Raw genomic sequence first — 21,705 nt, 5'->3', positions numbered from 1 at the left:
GGGGCTTAAACTAAACTGGTTTAAGCCTTTTTTAGCTGAGGGATAAGAATGATAAATTTTCAGCAAGTCAGTAAAACATACCCCGGTGGCCACCGAGCACTGGAAAAAGTGAGCTTTCATGTAAAACCAGGTGAACTGGCTTTTTTAACCGGTCACAGTGGTGCTGGTAAAAGTACCTTACTTAAATTAATTAGCTTAATGGAACGCCCATCCGCTGGACAGGTGTTGATCAATGGCGTTGACTTAAGTGCTGTAAAATCAAGGCAGATCCCTTATGTTCGTCGTGATATTGGCATTATTTTTCAAAATCACCGTTTGTTAGAACGTCATACTATTTTTGATAACGTTGCTTTGCCGCTGGTTATTGAAGGCACGCACCATAAACAAATCGAAAAGCGAGTACACGGCGCGCTGGATAAAGTTGGCTTACTAGATAAAGTTAAATGTCACCCATCCACTCTTTCTGGTGGTGAGCAGCAGCGTGTAGGTATTGCCCGCGCCATTGTGAATTCACCGCCGTTATTACTTGCCGATGAGCCTACCGGTAACTTAGACCCTGAATTATCTATGGATATACTGCGTTTATTTGAAGACTTTAATAAACACGGGACCACAGTCTTAATTGCTACTCATGATTTAGGGCTTATCTCACGGATGCGTTATCGTAGCCTTACCTTAAAAGATGGCCGCATGAGTCAAGACCCATTGGCAGAGGCAACACTATGAGCTTGTTATTTAAAGGGCGACAAAGCCAAAATGAGCGCGCAAAAAAATCTTTCATAGCTACTGGCTACTTTTTTGTATTGAATATCTTTCGTCAGGGTGTTCATAGCTTAGGTGAAATGTGGCGGACACCAATCGCATCTTTAATGACTATTGCCGTTTTGGGATTGAGCTTAACGTTACCCGCAACACTTTATTTAGTGGTTAAAAACGTGCAACAAGTGAGCAGTGGTTTTGAGGAGGCGGCAGAGATCTCGTTATTCGTTAAAGAATCAATGAATGAACAAGAAACGCAAACCCTAGTGAAGCGGCTGGCTTTATACCCCGAAGTTGATAATGTGGCGTTTATTTCCAAGCAAGATGCCTTAGTTGAGTTTAAAGAGGTCTCGGGTTTTGGTCAGGCGCTGGAATATTTAGACGCCAACCCTTTGCCTGATGTTGTGATAGTTACGCCTACTTCGCGTTACCGCCAACCAGAAACAGCTCAAGCCTTACTTGTTAAACTTGAAAAAGAGCGAGAAGTCGACTTTGGTAAACTAGATATAGCTTGGCTAGAAAGACTAAATGCATTATTGAGCTTACTCAAAGAAAGTGTGATCACTATTGCTTTATTGCTACTGACTTCTGTTACTTTAATTATCGGTAATACTATTCGTTTATCTATTATGGATAAAAAAGAAGAGATACAAGTAATGAAACTGGTGGGGGCGACCAATACCTTTATACATGCGCCATTTTTATGGACGGGTATTTGGTATGGTATTATCGGTGGTTTGTTTGCGTTTATTTGCGTTGCACTAATGATGTGGTGGTTAGGCTCCGCGGTCACTGAGGTTGCTGGGGTGTACCAAACTAGCTTTGATTTAATAGGTTTAAGCTTGGCTGAATTTGGCTCTTTAGTGTTATTAGCAACCACTTTAGGGTTTGTTGGTTCCTACCTATCCGTTAATCGTTATATTAAAGAAATCGAACCCGATAAAGTGTAACAATTGGTGTGTATCATCAATTAGCGAGTTGGTAATAGTAACCCCTATTGTTTTTATCAACTCGTCATAAAGCTAGAATTCATCGCATATTCAGACGTTTAAAGTACAATAAAAAACATCAAAAAAACCACTTGCTTCAATCGAAAAAAAGATTTAAATTGAAGTTAGCACTCTCGGTTAAAGAGTGCTAAGATGGTTTCAAATGTTTATCACCGAGGTGAAAAATGAGTAAAGATATATACGCAATGGCACTCACAGTTGGACAGCAAAGCGCAAGTATTGATGGTTACCTACAAGCGGTAAGTACAATACCTATGCTAGAGGCTGAGCAAGAAAAAGAGTTAGCGACCCGCTTACAGGAAGACGGCGATCTTAATGCTGCAAAGCAACTCATCATGTCTCATTTACGCTTCGTGGCGCATATCGCTAAAGGTTATTCAGGTTATGGCCTACCACAAGCTGATTTGATCCAAGAAGGTAACATCGGTCTGATGAAAGCTGTAAAACGTTTTGACCCATCAGTGGGCGTACGTTTGGTTTCATTTGCAGTACACTGGATAAAAGCAGAAATTCACGAATTCGTGCTTAAGAACTGGCGTATCGTTAAAGTTGCGACCACTAAAGCACAGCGTAAGTTGTTTTTTAACTTACGTAAAAATAAAAAGCGTTTAGGCTGGTTTAACCAAGCTGAGGTTGCAACTGTAGCAAGCGAGCTAGGTGTAAGTGAAAAAGAAGTACGTGAAATGGAATCGCGCATGAGCGGCCAAGACATGGGCTTTGACTTAACGGGCGACGATAATGACGACGCACCAAGCAGCACTTACTCACCAGTACAGTACTTAACTGACGGTAGTAACGATTTAGCTGAAGAAGTTGAACAACAGCAGTGGCAAGAGCAATCTCACACACGTTTGTTTAGCGCATTAAAAACACTCGACGAACGTTCGCAAGATATTGTAAGCGCACGTTGGTTATCTGATGAAAAAGCCACGCTACAAGAGCTAGCTGCAAAGTACAGCGTTTCAGCAGAGCGTGTTCGTCAGCTTGAAAAAACAGCGATGAAAAAGCTACAAGCAGCAATGAGCTAACGCTTAGTCACCGTATATAATTTGAAAGCCCCGCATGAAAATGCGGGGCTTTTTGTTTAAGGGAAGCTACAAGTTTTAATCGATAAGTCATAAGCACGAGAAAAATCCCATCAAGCCCTTTTACAGAAGGTGAGCAAAACAGCATTTTAAATAAAAATATACATACCGTTTTTATACTAAGTTATTTATTTACAGTCGGTAGATTTTTAATTTAAGTTTTACATTTTATCCATATTACTTGTTTTTAAATCGCTCCTAATGTTTTGATTTTAATTTGTTTTTTTAAGCTTGTATGCGAAAATAAAACAAGGTTGAGATTGTCCTCAATTCATACTCTAAATTAAGCTAACCCCAAGCTGTATTTATCTCCGTTTCTATTTAATTAAAATCAGTATTAGCACTCAATATGAACTCATATTCACTAAAGAAAAAAATATTATTATCCGTTGTCCTTGCCCTTGTAATTGTTGTTGGACTTTTATCATGGTATAGCTATTCCACCCAAAAAGCGTTGTTGCTACAAAGTAGCGTTGATAGTGTAAGGCAAACAGGTAAACAGCAAGCAGAGCGTATCGAAGCATGGCTGGCGGATCGCCAACGAGTTATCGCTTCGGTAGCCAATAAAGTTGACGGTGATACGCTTAATGCTTTACAACAAGCACAAGCATCAGGCGATTTTCAGTTAACTTATTATGGTGATCGTGACGGGGTGATGGTGGATTCAGATCCGCGCATTGATCGTACCGGCTACGATCCGAGGGCTCGTCCTTGGTATCAACAAGCACAACAAGCTCGACAAGGTATTATTACTAAGCCTTATTTAGATGTAGCTTTTAATTTACTCGTGGTGAGTATTGCTCAACCAGCTCGCAATGGGGTCGTTGGCGGTGACGTATCAATTGCTAGTATTGTCGATAGTGTTAGCAATATGTCTTTACCAGCTAATGGCCATGCCATCATGATACATGATGATGGAACTGTCATTGCTTATAAAGATGCGAGTAAACTGATGGGAAAGATAACCAATATTGAGAGTAAGTTAAACAATAGGCTAATTGAATCGAGTAACCAAGCGGGTCAATTAACGCCAGTATATTTTGAAACTGAAAATCGCGAAAAGCTATTATGGAGTGAAAAAATTTCTAATACTGATTGGCAACTTATTTTTGTTCTTGATAAACAAACATTAGAAGCACCGCTGGTGCGCTTAATGGTCACTCAATTAGGACTCGCGACTATCGCATTAATAGTTAGTGTATTATCTATATCCTGGTTACTAACGTTATTATTAGGGCCTCTAAGCCGTGTATCGCAAGCATTATCACGTATTGCAGAGGGGAATGGAGACTTAACTCAACGTATCCGTGTTGATAGTCAAGATGAAGTCGGAGTATTAGCGGATAGTTTTAATTCATTTGTCAGTAGCCAGCATCAATTAATTAGCCATATTCGTCAGCTAGCCATTGATTTGGATTTAGATGCAGAGAAAAGCCTGCTAACAAATCATTCTAGCGTAGAGGAATTAGAGCGTCAGCAGCAAGAAGTCACTATGGTCGCTACAGCTGTTACCGAAATGTCCAGTGCCACACATGAAATAGCAGCAAATGCTGAAAATACCGCTACAGCGTCACAGCAGTCTGCGCAAAGCAGTATTGAGGGTAAAAGCTTGGTTGATAAAACCAGAACTACAATTAACTCATTAGCATCTGAAATAGATGAAACCACAGTGGTTATTGGTGAGCTAAGTCAGCATGCACAAGCAATCTCAAGTATTCTTACCACGATTCAGGAAATTGCTGAACAAACTAATTTATTAGCGTTGAATGCAGCTATAGAAGCGGCACGTGCTGGAGAACAAGGGCGTGGTTTTGCTGTTGTCGCAGATGAAGTGCGGGTACTATCACATCGCACTCAAAATTCAACCGCTGAGATTTATACAACAATTGAAACTTTGCAAAATACCACAAAACAAGCGGTAAGCTTAATGGGGAGTAGCAAGGGGTTAGCAAGCAATAGTGTTGATGATGTTAATGCAGCGGCAAAGGCACTTGATGAAATAACTCAAGCAGTGAATGAGATTTCAGATATGGCAGGGCAAATTGCCGTTGCTGCAGAAGAGCAAACTCAGGTAACTAATGAAATAACTAGAAATACAGTCGCGATAAAAGATGTGACGGATGAAATCACCTCATCAGCAACGGATCATTTAAGCCAAGCTAAAATACTTAAAGATCGTGCCGCCAACCTGAATGAAAAAGTCGCCACTTTCATCCTGTAAAACAGCATGTTTTTTTAAGGGTAAGTATCAAGTTAGAAAACCTTTAAGTATGTGGGGGGTTAAATATACCCTCACTAAGTTTTAAGTGATTATTTATGATAGAAAAAATAGTCTGGCGACAGAGTGGACGTGATATGACTCTATAATCGCACAGAGTCATATCATTCTAGTAGCTAGTTCTTAAAGCTTTGCAAAAGCATCTTGCAGTGGTGGTACTACTTGCTTTTTACGGCTTAAAACGCCATCAAGCCATACTTTACCGTCTTTAGGGATTTCGCCATAAGCTGTTTCGACAAGTGTTGCATCATCAGATGCAATTAGCATTTGTGAGCCTTCTTTCATGATGTCGGTTAGCAGTAAAAATACTGAGTGACGACCACCTTCTTCTTTAAGAAGCGCAATGTCAGCTTCAAGGTCTGCTTTAATTTCATCAAATACAGCAAGGTCAATAACTTCTAATTGACCAATACCAACTAATTTACCGTTCATGTTAAAGTCTTTAAAGTCACGCATTACTAAATCGCGAGCGGGAGTGTCTTCAACCGCAGATTTAACACGGAACATGTCCATGCCTAATTCTTTAAAGTCTTCAACACCAGCAATTTCAGCCAGTGCTTCTACGCACTTGATATCAGCGGTCGTACACGTTGGTGATTTAAATATAACAGTGTCGCTTAAAATTGCACACATCATGATGCCTGCAATGTCTTTCGGTATTTCAACATTGTAGAAGTCATACATCATTTTGATGATAGTGTTTGAGCAACCAACAGGGCGGATCCAACACTCAAGGGGAGTTGATGATGTTAAGTCACCTAGTTTGTGATGATCTACCACACCAACAACACGGGCTTGATCAATATCATCAGGGGCTTGTGTTTTTTCTGTATGGTCAACTATGTAAACATCTTCACCGGCATAGCTTAATTTAAGTTCAGGTGCTTCAAAGCCAAAGCGGTCAAGAATAAACTGTGTTTCTGGTGAAACATCACCAAGACGAGTTGGTATTGCTGGCTCATCGATTTGGTTTTTGAAATAGGCTAGTGCAATTGCACCACAAATAGAATCAGAATCTGGGATTTTGTGACCCACTACATACATTGACATTGACGGAGCTCCTTAAAATTTGCAGATATTCTAACAAAGTAATCGTACTTTGGCACATTCAACATAGGTGAATTTTTATAACAAATTTACCGGTGCCATTATTTACTATTTTTAGTTACACTTTCACTACTTGAATCTTTTTAAAAGAGTATAAGATGCAGCTTAGCCGCAAAGCATGGAATAATGTTTTAATCTTCTCTATGTTATTGATGATCTTCTTTTTTAATGGTCTTCATAAAAAGCTTAACAGTGTGCCTGAGCAGCCCAGCATACAAACTCTTTTGCCTGCGCAAAGTTTTATTCTTGCTCTGAGCTTTCCTGAGCAAAAAGTTGAAAGAATAGGTACGGCGTGGCGAAGTCTACCTCTGCTCGAAAATCCAACCAGCAGCGAATGGTCTGCAAATCAAGAAAACATCGTTAAACTTATAAATGATTGGCAAGGCGCAGAGTTAAGTGTGAGCGAGGTATCTCCTGCAAAATTAACTCAGCCAATAACAGTGGCAACGCTTTGGTTAGCAGGCGAGCAATTACCCTGGCTTTATCAGTTGTACAGCGCACCACAAGGTTATTATTTGTTAGATAAAAGTACGCAACGGGTATTTTTGATTGATGCAAATAAAGCCCAACAGTTATTTGTAAGTTTTGAATTTTTACCGAGTGAGTCTAACTAGTATGCCAGAGTTACCTGAAGTTGAAGTGAGCCGAATGGGGATAACCCCCCATATTTTGCAACAAACCGTGGTTAAGGTGAATATTCACAATCCGAACATGCGCTGGCCAGTGCCTGACGAAGTATACCAAATAGCTAACCGTCCTGTTGTTGCTGTTGAGCGCAGGGCGAAATATTTACTGCTTACCTGTGAGCTTGGTAGCGTGATTTTACATTTAGGTATGTCAGGCAATTTACGGGTTGTTGATAAAACAGAACCACTTAAAAAGCATGACCATATTGAGTTTATTTTTGAAAATGGAAAAGCACTTAGGTTAAACGATCCAAGACGATTTGGTTGTTGCTTATGGCAAGCTCCAAATGAATGTCATACATTATTGAGTAAACTTGGTCCTGAGCCACTAACAGATGAATTTACAGCTAAACGTGTGTATGAGCAATCACGCAACAAAAAAACGGCGGTTAAGCAATTTATAATGGACAATACAGTTGTGGTTGGAGTGGGAAATATTTACGCTAATGAATCACTATTTAAAGCGGGAATTGACCCAAAACGTGAAGCGGGTAAAGTATCTTTAGCGCGTTATCAAAAATTAATACCAATTATTAAAGAAACCTTAGCTTCAGCAATTACCCAAGGCGGCACCACATTAAAAGATTTTGCCCAAAGTGATGGTAAACCAGGTTACTTTGCTCAGCAGTTACTTGTTTATGGCCGTAAAGGTGAGCCTTGTTTTGTGTGTCATAAGGAGTTAACCGAAATCCGTTTAGGGCAACGCAGCACGATATTTTGCAGCAAGTGCCAACGTTAAAAGTAAAGGTAATATCAAACATATTTTACGATAAGTTGTTTCTTTACAACACGTGCTAACCGCTAAATTATACTAAGTGCTTATTAACCAGTTCAGTCAATTGAACTGGTTAATAACTTAACGCTATGTTAAATACTTTCCCCTCTTCCATTTTACCAATTTCCCTTTTTTAAATTTTATAAATTCTTATATTTAATAGATGTTTAAAATGCTATGGAGCACTTTATTGGCCAATGTCACCGATCCTATTGGTCAAATAAATGTAGTTAAATTGAAGTTTCTTGTTTTACAAATATTGCTTATTGGTTGACAAATTGGATATATAGTAATAATGTTTTTACATACCGATTGGTAAGCTCTTATTTTTCATATCAGAGCTGTATCAGTATATAACCAAAGTTTCACTTAACGTGTATTTTGTCAGTGTTAATTTATTAGCTATTTATGTGTAGTGGCAAAATTGTAAAGCGTGAGAGCAGTGTAACTTTACAGAATTCAAACAGCGACACCGCGTTAGTTTTATAGAGTATGTATAGCATTGTACTTACCAATAAATATACGCCAACAGATTAGGAGTTATTCATGTCTAAACCAGTCATCGGTTTTATCGGCCTAGGATTAATGGGCGGCAATATGGTCGAAAATTTACAAAATAAAGGCTATGAGCTGATTGTAATGGACCTTAATAAAGATGCTGTGGCAGCGTGTGTTGCCAGAGGTGCCAAAACCACAGACAGTGCGAAAGAACTTGCCGCAGCAGCAGATATCGTCATGCTTTGTCTAACAACGTCTGCAATTGTAGAAAAAGTAGTTTACTCTGAGGACGGAATTTTAGCGGGAATTAAAGAAGGCGCGGTACTGGTTGATTTTGGTACTTCAATTCCGTCTTCGACTAAGAAAATTGGTGCAGATTTAGCAAATAAAGGTGTAGGCATGATTGATGCGCCTTTAGGTAGAACTCCAGCGCACGCTAAAGATGGTCTTTTAAATATTATGGCATCAGGTGATATTGATACCTTTAATAAAGTTAAGCCAGTGCTTGATGAGCAAGGCGAAAATGTTTTCCATTTAGGTGAGCTTGGTGCAGGCCATACAACTAAGTTAATCAATAACTTTATGGGTATGACTACTGTGTGTGCAATGTCGCAAGCTTTTGCTGTGGCGGATCGTGCAGGTGTTGATAGACAACAATTATTCGACATCATGTCGACAGGTCCATCTAACTCACCATTTATGCAGTTTTGTAAGAACTACGCTGTAGATAACGTTAGTGATCTTGGCTTTTCAATTGCTAATGCAAATAAAGATTTAGGCTATTTCTTACAAATGGTTGCTGACTTAGGTACTGAATCTAAGATTGCTGAAGGTTCTTCTGCAAATTTACAAGCGGCATTTGATGCAGGTATGGGCCAAGGTAACGTACCTGAGATCTTTGATTACTTTAAAAAGTTAGAAAAGTAATTGCATAGGTAAGATAACTCGGCGCTTTAGTTAACCACCTGCTTATTATGATTAATGAATAGGTGGTTTAAGCGCTAAACACACATTTGATATTAGTTAGCTAAATTTAACCTACTTTTATTTATGACTGTACTAAAAATTGTGTAGAACAACTTTTGTCATAATATGAAGTGGTTAACCAAACATTTAATTAATGTTAACTTAATGAGGCTTTGTTCGTAGAGTGATAGCTAAAAGCAGAATTAATTCATTTTACGTGAAGACTTTTCTTAAGGATTAACTATGAAACTTAAAGGTTTACGCTGGTGGGTTATTGCGCTGATTGCGCTTGCTACCATAATTAACTACATCGACCGTCAGGCGCTAAGTGTACTTTGGCCTGATATTGTTGAAGACTTATTTCCTGATAAATCAGCGTTAGAGCGAAAGCAAATTTACGCTAATATTTCTATTGTGTTTGTATTTGCCTATGCATTTGGTCAAGCCATTTTTGGTAAGATTTTTGACTGGGTTGGTACACGGTTTGGCTTTGTGCTTTCAATTGGTGTTTGGTCATTGGCAACTGTTGCTCATGCATTCGCACAAGGGGTTTTAAGTTTTAGTATATTCCGCGCTATCTTAGGTGTTGCCGAGGCCGGTAACTGGCCAGGTGCAGCGAAAGGTAATGCTGAATGGTTTCCGACTAAAGAACGTGCTTTAGCGCAAGGTATATTTAACTCTGGTGCTGCAATTGGTGGCATTATTGCGATTCCACTTATCGCTTATTTAACAATCTATTTTAGCTGGCAGATGGTGTTTGTACTTGTGGGGGCAATGGGCTTTTTATGGTTGGTACCTTGGTTAGTATTGGTAAAAGCACCACCAGGCTCTCACCCTTGGATCACTGAAGAAGAACGTGAATATATATTAACAGGCCAACGTCGCACTGTAGATCCTAATGATGCATCTTCTGCAGAAGAAGAAGAGTATAACCCTGCTACAGGTGAGTTACTTTCTCGCAAAGAAAGCTGGGGTGTAATTATTGCCTCTGCTGCTATTGACCCTATTTGGTGGTTGTTTGTTTTCTGGATCCCAATTTACTTAAACGAAGTATATGGTATGGACGTCAAAGCCATTGGTATTTACGGCTGGGTGCCTTATGTGGGTGCTATGTTTGGTGCTTGGTTTGGCGGATTACTTGCGCAAAATAGGCTTAAAGCAGGTTGGAGTACTAATAAAACTCGTAAGTTAACAATTACTCTAGGCTGCTTAATCATGTTACCGGCGTTACTAGCTATGGCAAACCCTGGTGCACCAGCAATCGCTGTTATGATTATGGCTGTGATCTTATTTGGTTTTCAAACCGCAATCGGTAATGTACAAACTTTACCAAGTGATTTGTTGGGCAAAAAAGCGGTGGGTACTTTATCTGGTTTCTCAGGTATGGCTGCTAAATTGGGTGCGGTTGGCCTTACATCGTTAGTGCCAATCTTAACTGCGGGCGGTAACTATACTCCTGCATTTATTATCGGTGCTTCGTTAGCTATTATTGCGATGGCAGCAGTTTGGATATTAATTCCAAAAATAGAGCCTCTTAAAAAGCCACAATAATTAAACTGTAACTGTTAAGTTTTACCACCAAGGTGGTGAAGCTTAACAGTTAGTTACATATGGTAAGTGTGATTAATGAAAAATATTTACTTCCTAGGTGAATGCATGGTTGAGCTTAGAGCGATGAACGAATCTGCTTTACATCAATCTTTTGCAGGTGACGTGTATAATTCTGCTGTGTATTTAAAAAGATGTTTTCCTGAGTTAAACGCTGCTGTAGTTACTGCGATCGGGCAAGACAAGTTAAGTGCACAAATGTTAGATCGCTTTAACAGCGAGCAGCTAGATACGCGCTTTGTATTTGCTCATGATGAAAAAGTACCTGGCATGTATTACATTGAAACTGATGAATTCGGTGAGCGTAGCTTTTCGTATTGGCGTAATGATTCTGCAGCTAGAAAGATCGTTGATTTTTTAACGACTAATGTTGTTGAACAATTGTCTTCTGGAGATATGTTTTTCTTTTCAGGTATTTCACTTGCTGTGCTTGAACAAGATGCACGTGAACTATTTTGGCAAAAAGTAACACAGCTCAAACAAGCTGGGGTAAAAATTGTATTTGATCCTAATTACAGAGCTCGTTTATGGCATAGCATTGATGAAACTAAGCAACAATATGATAGTGCCTTTGCTGCTGCAGATGTTGTGTTACCTGGAGTCGAAGACTTTGAAATGTTATACGAAATTGACACTATTCAAGGTGTGATAGACTTTTGTAAGCCATATGACATTGAAGAGATCGTTGTAAAAAACGGTCCGAAATCTGTTGTAACTGTGATTAACAACGAACAATTAAGCCATACTATTACTCCAGTTACCTATGTTGTTGATACAACTTCTGCTGGTGATGCGTTTAATGGTGTTTACTTAGGTGCGCGTTTATCAGGCCGCGAAATAGTTGATGCAGTTAATTTAGCAGCTAAAGCTGCTGGCACGGTTATTCAACAACCGGGTGCTATTGCGCCTAAAGATGTTTTTCAGCAAGCCATGGCAATTGCTGGCTTGTAATTAGTTAGACTTTAGGTAGGGGAGCTCTTGCTCTGCCTACCTTGTATATTTTCCTCTTTATCCTCAGCGTATTAATTTAGCTTAATAGTTATAACTAAAATAAATTCTCATATGTTACCCCCTCATTCTTCTAAGTCTTCATTTAGTCTTTTAGCTACGGTAATGAGTGATCTCTAAGCACGTGTATATGGACGTTTTGAAGTAAACCAAAAGATCCAATACAGGCTATCAATTATATTTGTATGTTGTTTTACCAATTCAATCCAAAAATGAGATTGGTTTTTCTGCGTATTTAAATTTAAGTATTGAAAATAGTGACATAGCTGCAGAGCACTAAATTACAGGTAATGCATCAGTATGTGAATTAAATGTTATGTTTATTGAGCGATTATACTGGTAATGGTATTTACATTGTGATTATATTACCACTCTGGTTAACAATTTATCTTTTTAAGTAATTATTTTGGTAATAACAAATTAACGAGTTTTGGTAATAATCACACACATTATAATGAAAAGAACCAAGACCATGACTGTGGAGAATAAAGCCGTTATGAATTTAAAACATTTTGCACTTTGCGCCGTTGCTGCTGCGATAATGGGTTGTAATAGTGACTCAAAAGACGAAGGGAACTCATTGGGCACTATCGCTCTATCTGGCACAGCATTAATGGGTGAGACACTCAGTGCGAGTGTGAGTGATCCTGATGGTATTTCAGGTGATGTTAAATATTATTGGTATGCTGATAATGAACTCATTGTAGGCGCAAATAGTACAACATTTACCTTAACAGATGCACAAGTTGGTATGAGCATTACTGCACAAGCGAGCTACACTGATGACGGCGGTATTAATGAGTCACATATAAGTGATCCAACTGATGATGTTGCAGCTGTACCTTTTGATGCAACGGTGTCCATTTCAGGTGACACCTTAGTTGGCTCTACGCTTACAGCGAATGTAAGTGATGAAAACGGTTTTGATAAAGAAATAGTTGTCTATGAATGGTATGCCGATAGCCTACTTATAGAGGGTGAGATTCAGTCAGAATTAGAACTTACTGAAGCGCAGTATGGCACGACGATTACGGTTAAAGCTCTATTCGAAGATGCGAGAGGTTTTGATGAATCCCCTATCTCCGCGGCTACTTCAGCTGTAGAACGTGTTAACACTGAAGGCATGGTTAGTATTAGTGGGGTTCCTACTGTAGGCAAAACGTTGAGTGCGGAGATTACTGATGTTGATGGCGCAACGGGTACTATTACTTATCAATGGTTTGCTGACTCAGTTGCTCTTACTGGTGAAACGGCGAGTGAATTTGTAGTTAAGCAAGCACAGCTAGGTCAAGTAATCACAGTACAAGTTATTTATACCGACGATAATGGCTTTGTAGAAGATAACCTTTCAGAACCTACTCAAGCCGTGACAGATGAGGCTATTAATATTGATGGTAGTATCATTATTACAGGTGACATACCTCGTCTTGAAAGCACCTTGTTAACAGCTCAGCTTGATGAACAAAATGGTGTTGATGAAACCAGCATTACTTACACTTGGTTAGCAGATGGCGTTGAAATCGCCGATACGAATAGTAACACTTTTACGCCAACTGATTATGCGGGAGCTGCCATTTCTGTAAAAGCTGTCTACACAGATAACGATGGCTATCTAGAAACAGTTATTGGTGAACTTGATAGTGTGGTTTACTCACAAATTATTAGCGATTCTACAGAGCTTTCTGATGCGCTTACAAGTGGTTTAGTTGAAGGTTCAGTATTAGGCTTGAACTCTGCGGTATACAGCGACCTACCAGAAATCTTACTTACTAGTGCGGTAATAATCCGTGCCGTTGAAGGTGAGACTCCTATTTTCTCGGGTGAATCATGTATTCATGTGGCAAACGGAGTTGATGGTGCCGCTATTTCAGGTATTACATTTAAAAACTTAAATACCAAATCAGATTCTTTTGCGAAAACGAAGAGGAAGCCATTGTATATTCTGAAGGTGATAACTTCGTTTTCTCTCACAATACAATGGACGGTGATGTTGCCGCCAGTGAAATACGTGAAGAAACACATCATTGGATTGTATTAAAAGGTAAAGGCGCATTAGTTGAGCGTAATACTTTTTCTAATCGCAATAATGCGGTTAAAGGGTCTGTAATTAAAATGGCCTCTTCAAGCACTGATCATACAGTGCAATACAATTTATTCAGCAACAGTGAAAATCCTAACTATGGCGAATCAAGTTTATTATTATTAAATGTAGGTAGTACTACAGGTTCTGATGCCGCAGATAACTCTAATTTCAAAGTTCAATATAATCGTATTGATAACTTTGCCACAGGTCGTCGTTTGATGCGTGTACAAACTTCAAGTGCGACGATTCAAGGTAATACGATTATAAATGCCAATGGTGGTATCTCGTTAGAAGACGGAGGCTTTAATACCGTTAGTGATAACATCATAATTCGCACTACCAATATCAACGATACGAGCGATCGACCAAGTGGTGTCATCATGACTCCACTGGGCCATACAGTAACCAATAACTACATCGCAGGGACTCGTGCAAGTAATAAAGAGGCTGGTGGTATTGTTTTCTCTGCAAACCCTTTCTCACAAGCAACGGGTGGCTTGCCTAATAGTGGTAACCAAGCGGTCCTAGATGCTGCGGGTGATTTTACTTTAAATGTTAGTAACAACACTGTTTTAAACTCTATTCAACCTATCGTATTTAGTACTGAAATTGGCTCAAAAGCACGTGTTGGTGATTGTGATGAACTGACCGCAGCAGATGATCCAATTTTATATGGATTAACCAAAAACTTCTTCAAGATTAAATTTGACGCGAACCTAATTGCAAATGGTGTGGGTGTTGATGATACAGATGAGTCGGATGATGATATTTCTGATGCATTAATTAATGGCTACTTCTTAGCAAATGGTGACAGTACTTCAGCTCATGCTTTTGAATACGATTGTGACTTAATTAACCATGAAGAATCTTTATTTTCAAATAACTATGGCTTTACTGTGAGCTACGCTTCAGGTGATGTTGAAGATGAAGACTGGGTCGATATCAGAAAATTAAATGGCAACGGCGAATTTGATTCTCAAGGTGCGCTTGATCAATCTCCAGCTGAGAATGGTAAAGAAGTACCTGAATTAATCATTGCTACAGAGGCAAATACGTTGACAGTGACAGACCCTAATGGCGCTCAAGCGATTGCTGGCGCAAAAGGCCTGCACTATATCCAAGCTTCTGAAGTTGGAGCCGGTTCTACTTGGACAGTAGAGCAAGAGTAACCTTATAAATAATTTTGTATTGCTAAATAGGTAGCGAACGCTACCTTTATAATAACAACGGAGATCTCGACATGTCGTTGACAACAGAACACACAATAGCAAATGGAGCGCAAAAAGAAGCGCGAAATCAATTTGCTCTTCGTCCAGTTGCTAAGCTTGTTAAAGCAACTATTTTTGCAGGTATGGCTGGTTCATTGGCATTTACTGTTAATGCTCAAGAAGCACCTCAAAATACTGAAATAGAAGATGATAATATTGAAATTATCAGCGTGACAGGCTCGCGTAGAACCATTCAAGATCAAATCGCAATCAAGCGTGAAGCAACCACGGTTGTAGATGGCTTATCTGCGGAAGATATTGGTGATTTACCTGCATTGTCTATTGGTGAAGCGCTTGAATCTATCACGGGGGCTGCTTCGCACCGTGAAAATGGTGGTGCAACTGAAATTACTATTCGTGGTTTAGGCCCATTTCTAAGTGCTACTCATATTAACGGCCGTGAAGCAACTAACGGCAGTGGTGACCGCTCGGTTAACTTCTCTCAGTTTCCTTCAGAACTAGTTAAAAAGATCGCGATTTATAAAACCCAAGATGCATCAATGATAGAAGGTGGTGTAGCGGGTGTTATCGCTCTTGAAACGGTACAGCCACTTGATTATGGTAAGCAGCGTATTCAAGGTGAAGTTAAAGTAAACTATAACCCTGACGAAAGTAATGTTGATAACTCATTACAAAGTGATGTTGGTTTTCGTGGTACCTTTAGTTATTTAGATCAATTTGAATTTGATAATGGCCAAGCTCTAGGTGTGTCTTTTGGTGTGCAACGTCAAGATATTAGCCAGCCAGAAGCGGAATACCGTAGCTCTAGCCCTGCGGTTCTTCATTGTGGGCATGCTTAAATGATCCAAGCAACACTAATGAAGGCTTTTATCGCTATGAACCTACTGGGGCGATTAAGGATTGTGAAGATCAAGTAAGTGGTAGCACTAACCAAGGTTACGATACCGAAATTGACTCAGATACAGGTAAAGCAATTAGTGATGGCACACCTTACGCGTGGACTGGCAGTAGTAGAAGTTTCCGTCAAAATGAAACTTCAGATGAACGTGATGCATTGTTTGTAGCTTTTCAATATCAGCCATCAGATGCATGGGATATTAATCTAGATATTCAACTATCAGATCGTGTACAGCAAGAAGCACGACACGACTTAATTTTCTTACAAAAAGGAGTGACTCGAGGCATAACGGGTCCTTCACTCGTGACCAATCAAGCAGGTGGAATTTTACACTGGGAAGGTGAAGAGCGCATTGAGTCTGCTGGCGAGCAATTCTCTCGAGAAGAAAACTACAAAGGTTACGGTTTAAACGTTGAGTATCATGCAACAGACAGACTAACATTAGATTTTGATGTTTCTTACTCACAAACTAAGCGTGAAGAAATTCAAATTTCTAACCGGGGTAGAACCGCTGATCGTCCTTTCTTTAGTTGGGATATGGGGGAAAGCATTCCTCATTTCACTCTCACAGATTTTGATGTGACTGATATTTCGAATTACACCGATAGTTTACGCACGCGTATAGACCGTGAAAACACGCGTGATAACGAAGTTATTGGCGCACGTGTAGACTTTGATTATAAATTAGAAGGCGATGTATTCACCAGTATTCAAGGTGGTGTGAGAATGTCTGAGCTTTCATTTATTCAGTACGGTGGTTCACAAGGGAATGGTTCACGTACAGAATTTACGCTGGACGAAACGAACACTGCAGCGCTTGATGTGTTGCAAGGCTGTCAAATTGATTTCCCTGAATCAGGGTTTTTATCGAGTGTTTCTGACGGCAATATTATTACACAAATAGATAGTAGCGGAAATGTTGTGGACAGTGGCACCGGTTCATCTTGGGCAACATACGACAATGTATGCTTCTCACAAGCGCTTGCAGCTTCTAATGGTGGTGAATTTGCCTACCCTGAACTGGAGTACGCGAATGCAGGCACGAAAGATGTTACCGAAGAAACAACCTCAGTTTACTTAATGGCGAATTACGATACAGAAATGTTCGGTAAGTTTATTCGCGGTAATTTTGGTGTGCGTGTCGTTGATACTGATGTAACGTCAATAGGCTTTAGAAACACTTTTGAAGTAGTTGCTGATGAGTTAGGTATATTGAGTGTTGTGCCCGGTGAATCACTAGAGCAAATCGAAGGTGGTGGTGGTTACACTGAAGTGTTACCAAGCTTTAACTTAGTAGTAGATTACAGCGAAGACATCTTATTCCGAGGAGGGATTTTCCGTGGTATGTCGCGTGCTGATCCAAGTGATATGAGCTATAGCCGTACATTCCAAACCGATGATAATGCTGCACCAACGACTGTAGAAGATTTGTTTGTTGGTGTTAACGGCTCAGGTAACCCTGATACTAAACCATTAATGTCGTGGAACTACGATATTGCGGCTGAATGGTACCCAAATGAAGATGCTATTGTATCGCTTGGTTTTTACTACAAGCAATTCCAAGGTGGTTTCCAACAGCAAACGGTATTAGAAGAGTTTGTAATTGACGGGGATAGCTATCTTTTACCAATTACTAATTCTGTAACAACGGATGAAAAAAGCGATATCTTTGGTCTAGAAACCTCAATTGCTTATCGTTGGGATACTGGTATTGGTGTGAAATTTGGCTATAACTACGCTGATACAGATTATGAATTTGAAGATAGTAATTATGGCGATACTTTCATTACTGATGTAGATGGCAACACAACCCAGTTAACAGAGGGAATTGTTGAGCCGGGCTCTGGTTCCAGGCTTCTCAGAGCATGTATTCAGTGGCCAACTTTATTATCAAATCGGCGACTTCGATACGGCGGTTATTTATAAGTATCGCAGCGAATATTTTCAACCATATACAAGTAATGGTACCCGTTTACGTTATGTAGATGCGGTAGGTGTATGGGAAATGAGGGCGTCATACAAAGTTAATAGCCACGTTAAAGTTAAAGTTGAAGCAATTAACTTATTTAGTGAGCCTAAATCACAAGATTACTATACTGAAGGGAACTTAGGTGAAGTGAATAGCTACGGCCCACGCTTATTTGCCGGTGTATCATTTAAATTCTAAGCTTATCTGAAAAACAAAAGGCGGGATTTACTCCCGCCTTTTTTAATTTTAAAACTTTAATAGATTACTCGCGTTATAAATACTCGAACACTTTTATAACTCGTTCAACACCAGATACATTACGGGCAACATCCACTGCAGTATTGGCTTCTGCATCTGTTACTAAGCCCATTAAGAATACTTCGCCGTTTTCGGTTATGACTTTAATATTATTACTGCTGATGTTATCGGTGGTGAGTAATTGAGTTTTCACTTTAGAGGTTAGCCATGAGTCATGGGTTTTAGTGCTCATGCTGATATTTGAGCCAATACGAATTTGGTTATGAATTTTGCGAATGCCATCTATGCCCTCAACGGCATTTTGCGCTTCATTTTTCATTTCTTGATTGGCAACTTGACCAATTAACAACACAATACCATTGACGCTAATCGCGTTTAGATTGGCATGGTCTTTTAAGCGCTCTACGTCGTTAATAGCAATACCGCTTTTAATTTCAATGTTGTTATCGTCAATTTGTGAGCCAAGCGTGCGGCGATCGTTTGCGGCTGTCACTGCACCTGCAGTACCAGCAACAACAGCTGCTGCGCAGCCTTGTAATAATAAAACGGTTCCCATAACAATAAGTGATTGCTTGAACATTAACTTTCTTCCTGTGGAAATAGGGTTAAATCGATTAGCCCACTTAAACAATGGAGGTTGACCAAGTGAGACTCGATGATACGGCTAGGTCGTTTAGAAGGTACGCGGATTTCTACATCATTAGCGCCAAGTAGGCCTACTAATTCTCCACCATCATCGCCAACCATTACTATGACTTTCATGTCTTTTGTCAGTGCTGCTTCCACTGCTGAAATGATATTTTTTTCGTTGCCGTTGCTTGCCATCACCAGTAATAAATCACCTTGTTGAGCAAACGCACGAATTTGACGTGCAAATGTTTCGTGATCATCAGTGTGGTTACTTTGCCCTAAATTAATGTTTTCTTGCGATAGGGCAATTGCAGGTAGGCAGGGGCGCTCGGTTTCATAAAAGTTGATTAGTACACCAGCCATATGTTGAGCTAGCATGTGGCAGCTTGCGGTACCACAACAAATCAACTTATTACCATTAATAAGACTCTGTGCAATGGTAAAAGCGGCGGCTTCTAACGCGCTTGGTAGCACTTCACCGGCAGCGATTTGCACCTGAATGCTTTCTGTAAAAATCTCTTTTATAGTATCTTGCATATTAAAATACGTTTTTTATCCAATTAAGTTGTTGTGCTTTGTCGCCAGTAATAGCCACAAAGTCGATTCTTAGTGCTTGATCCTTTAGCTTTTTAGCTGCTAAATAATGATAAATTGTGCGTTTTAAACGTTGCTGCTTTTGTTTACCTAGCGCATGCATTGCACCGCCTTTGATACTACTTGCACGAAACTTTACTTCTACAAATACAAGTGTATCACCGTCACGCATTATCACATCAAGCTCACCATAAGGGCAGTTATAGTTGCGCTCTATGGGGGTTAGTCCTTGTTGCTGTAAATACTTTTGCGCTTGAAGCTCATAGTATTGACCTTTTTCTCGGCTATTTTGCCATAATTGTTTGAACCACGACATGACACGTCCTTGTCTTGTTGGTAATTATTCACTTGTAGCTGTTTGCATAAATAAAGGTACTGGCGCTTGGGTTTTTAATTGCACAGGCTTAATTTGTTTATTTTTATATTGTGCCCATTTAAGCTGACGATTAATTTGGCCATCACTAGCGATGCTTAATTGACCCGTTAATCCGGTATATTGTTTACCTGGGATCATGCTCAGTTGCGTAATTTCGCTTAGCATAGCCACAGAGTCATAGGCCATGGCAAATAAGCGTTGGCTGATATCGACTTGCTCTGGCCATAGAGAATTATATTGTTGGCGCAAGGCTTGGTTAGATACTTGACCGTTAAGCATCCAAGGTAGCTCAGTAAAATATAAGCCGTCTAAATCACCTTTGTCGGTTCTATCGATTTGTTTACTATGGCTCTTAGAGCTCGCGTAAAGAGGAATGCGCTCTACAAAGGTACTTACGTTAACATCTAAGTAAGGCTTAATTAAACGGGTTTCTATGGCATCACCCAAAATGTAAATAACGTCAATATCCCTACGTGAGCGGGTTTCACTCTCAACTTCTTGCTTAAATAACGATTTAACCGTTGTAATGCGTTCTTTTGATTTATCAACTTCGAGTAACCCTGCGATTGTTTTTGGCATATCCTTTTTACTGCTATATAGCCCTACTTGTGGCTTTGTTTCACTATAGCGTTGCCACTGCATATTAAAAAAATCAACTAAGCGTTGTCCGGCACTGCTATTTGGCGCAAGAATCATAGGCTTTTGGTAGCCTTGAGCTAAAAAGTGCTCAAGGGCTTGTTGTACTTCGTGCTCAGGATTTAAAGCAAAAAAGAAATGTTGGCCTGATACGCGCTGTCCTTCAAAAGAGTTTAAATGTAAAACAGGGTAGTTCACTAAGGTTCGATTATTCGCTAGTTTATCAATGTTTGCTTTGAGTAGTGGGCCAATAACAAAGTTAGGTTTTAATTCTGCGAGCTTGGTTTCTAGCTCAGTGGTCGTCAGCATTTCATCAAGAAAAACTGTTTCTGTGATATTACTGTTATCGAGTGCCCCAAGCACCCCTGCTTTCAATGCATCGCCTAAGCGTTCATTAGCCCCAGATTGAGGTAGTAATACAACTAAACGCTCAATATTAATTGACTCTATCGCGACTAACTCAGAAGCTCTCTTAGGTAGCACTGCCATTGCTGGATGAGTCGGGTAGCGGCGTTGCCAATTATTGATTGCCTGATCTAATTCAACCGGTGCGCCTAAATAAACTTGGTGATATAAAGCCAGGTTTACCCAACCTTGCTGTACCACAGAGCCACGATTAAAACGCTCTAATGCGTAAGATGAAAGTTGCTGTAGATTTTGCCAAAGTGCTTTATTAAGCTCAGGGATAGTTAAATTATTTTTACTGGCTGCCTCTGATGCTCTAAAAAAATACGGTGCAGCTTGTTTGGGTAAGTTTTGTGATGCGTAGATGCTGGCCGTTAAATATTGGTGCCAAGCAAAATGCTCAGGTTGTGTTAACTGGTTATTTAAAGTGGCTAGCATTTCCAGCGCTAAGGTGTTTTTACCCTGCTGCTTTTGTGCAAATGCAGTGTAGAGTTTATTTTGCACCTGATCAACCGTTGGGGTTTGCTCAAGTTCAGTGCATATTTGCTCTAGCAGTGGCCAACGTTGCTCTTCGATAGCAGCGTCACGCGCGCTATAAAGCAGCTGAATCTTATCTGCACCTTGGCGATTTAACGCAAGTTGGTACATAGATTGTGCATCAGTCGCTTGAATTTGTGACGTACTATTAGCTGAACTGAGGTTTTCAGTGGTTTTAGTCTGTTTTTCGGTTGTACTACAAGCCGATAACCCTGACAATATGATTAATAGACTAACAAGTTTAAGTCGCACAATGATTTCCCAATACGTTAACGCGATTTGCTTATATTACTGACTGACGCAGGAGACC

The 21,705-nt window shown here is 39.8% G+C and carries 14 protein-coding genes and 2 pseudogenes; 11 read left to right on the top strand and 5 right to left on the bottom strand.

Features of this window, described 5'->3' with window-relative positions:
• The first annotated feature begins 48 nt into the window (after window positions 1–48).
• From ftsE to ACU8V8_RS14010, 4 genes are all read left to right on the top strand, one after another.
• Entirely contained in the window at window positions 49–726 is a 678-nt protein-coding gene (gene ftsE, locus ACU8V8_RS14025; protein WP_421961944.1) for a cell division ATP-binding protein FtsE, read from the top strand.
• Window positions 723–1,709, top strand: coding sequence for a permease-like cell division protein FtsX (ftsX, locus tag ACU8V8_RS14020; protein ID WP_446887913.1), 987 nt, complete (start codon window positions 723–725; stop codon window positions 1,707–1,709). Before ftsE ends, ftsX begins: the two co-directional genes overlap by 4 nt.
• A 224-nt stretch (window positions 1,710–1,933) precedes the next feature.
• A complete protein-coding gene (gene rpoH / locus ACU8V8_RS14015) occupies window positions 1,934–2,797 on the top strand; it encodes an RNA polymerase sigma factor RpoH (protein ID WP_290209493.1) in 864 nt (287 codons plus the stop codon).
• Between the two features lie 406 nt (window positions 2,798–3,203).
• A complete protein-coding gene (locus ACU8V8_RS14010) occupies window positions 3,204–5,075 on the top strand; it encodes a methyl-accepting chemotaxis protein (RefSeq protein ID WP_446887912.1) in 1,872 nt (623 codons plus the stop codon).
• Between the two features lie 180 nt (window positions 5,076–5,255).
• On the opposite strand, the gene ACU8V8_RS14005 is transcribed toward ACU8V8_RS14010, so the two are convergent.
• Window positions 5,256–6,182, bottom strand: a complete 927-nt coding sequence (locus ACU8V8_RS14005) for a manganese-dependent inorganic pyrophosphatase (protein ID WP_446887911.1) — start codon at window positions 6,180–6,182, stop codon at window positions 5,256–5,258.
• 155 nt (window positions 6,183–6,337) lie between these two features.
• On the opposite strand from ACU8V8_RS14005, the gene ACU8V8_RS14000 reads away from it, so the two are divergent.
• From ACU8V8_RS14000 to ACU8V8_RS13970, 7 genes and pseudogenes are all read left to right on the top strand, one after another.
• Window positions 6,338–6,853: a hypothetical protein gene (locus tag ACU8V8_RS14000; RefSeq protein ID WP_290209497.1), complete on the top strand. Its 516-nt coding sequence runs from the start codon at window positions 6,338–6,340 to the stop codon at window positions 6,851–6,853.
• Window position 6,854: 1 nt separating this feature from the next.
• Window positions 6,855–7,664: a bifunctional DNA-formamidopyrimidine glycosylase/DNA-(apurinic or apyrimidinic site) lyase gene (gene mutM, locus ACU8V8_RS13995; protein ID WP_446887910.1), complete on the top strand. Its 810-nt coding sequence runs from the start codon at window positions 6,855–6,857 to the stop codon at window positions 7,662–7,664.
• 582 nt (window positions 7,665–8,246) lie between these two features.
• Window positions 8,247–9,125, top strand: coding sequence for an NAD(P)-dependent oxidoreductase (locus ACU8V8_RS13990; RefSeq protein WP_446887909.1), 879 nt, complete (start codon window positions 8,247–8,249; stop codon window positions 9,123–9,125).
• A 282-nt stretch (window positions 9,126–9,407) separates the two neighbouring features.
• Complete coding sequence (locus ACU8V8_RS13985) at window positions 9,408–10,715, top strand: MFS transporter (protein ID WP_446887908.1); 1,308 nt, start codon at window positions 9,408–9,410, stop codon at window positions 10,713–10,715.
• 75 nt (window positions 10,716–10,790) lie between these two features.
• The gene (locus ACU8V8_RS13980) at window positions 10,791–11,723 is read left to right on the top strand and encodes a sugar kinase (protein WP_446887907.1); all 933 of its coding nucleotides are present in this window, start codon (window positions 10,791–10,793) and stop codon (window positions 11,721–11,723) included.
• Between the two features lie 553 nt (window positions 11,724–12,276).
• Window positions 12,277–15,032: pseudogene (locus tag ACU8V8_RS13975) on the top strand (poly(beta-D-mannuronate) lyase).
• Between the two features lie 71 nt (window positions 15,033–15,103).
• Window positions 15,104–18,157 (top strand): annotated as a pseudogene (locus ACU8V8_RS13970) (TonB-dependent receptor).
• 73 nt (window positions 18,158–18,230) lie between these two features.
• On the opposite strand, the gene dolP reads toward ACU8V8_RS13970, so the two are convergent.
• From dolP to ACU8V8_RS13950, 4 genes are read right to left on the bottom strand one after another with little or no spacing between them, the layout of a single operon-like run.
• Entirely contained in the window at window positions 18,231–18,797 is a 567-nt protein-coding gene (gene dolP / locus ACU8V8_RS13965; RefSeq protein ID WP_446887906.1) for a division/outer membrane stress-associated lipid-binding lipoprotein, read from the bottom strand.
• A complete protein-coding gene (locus tag ACU8V8_RS13960) occupies window positions 18,797–19,384 on the bottom strand; it encodes an SIS domain-containing protein (RefSeq protein WP_087533069.1) in 588 nt (195 codons plus the stop codon). Before ACU8V8_RS13960 ends, dolP begins: the two co-directional genes overlap by 1 nt.
• A 1-nt stretch (window position 19,385) precedes the next feature.
• Window positions 19,386–19,757, bottom strand: a complete 372-nt coding sequence (locus ACU8V8_RS13955) for a YraN family protein (protein ID WP_421961957.1) — start codon at window positions 19,755–19,757, stop codon at window positions 19,386–19,388.
• Between the two features lie 24 nt (window positions 19,758–19,781).
• Window positions 19,782–21,647 carry a penicillin-binding protein activator gene (locus tag ACU8V8_RS13950; protein WP_446887905.1) on the bottom strand — a complete coding sequence of 622 codons (1,866 nt, stop codon included), beginning with the start codon at window positions 21,645–21,647 and terminating at the stop codon, window positions 19,782–19,784.
• Window positions 21,648–21,705: the final 58 nt, after the last annotated feature.

The sequence above is a fragment of the Pseudoalteromonas sp. SaAl2 genome (genome assembly GCF_052947895.1).
This window is presented reverse-complemented; position numbering and strand designations above follow the sequence as displayed.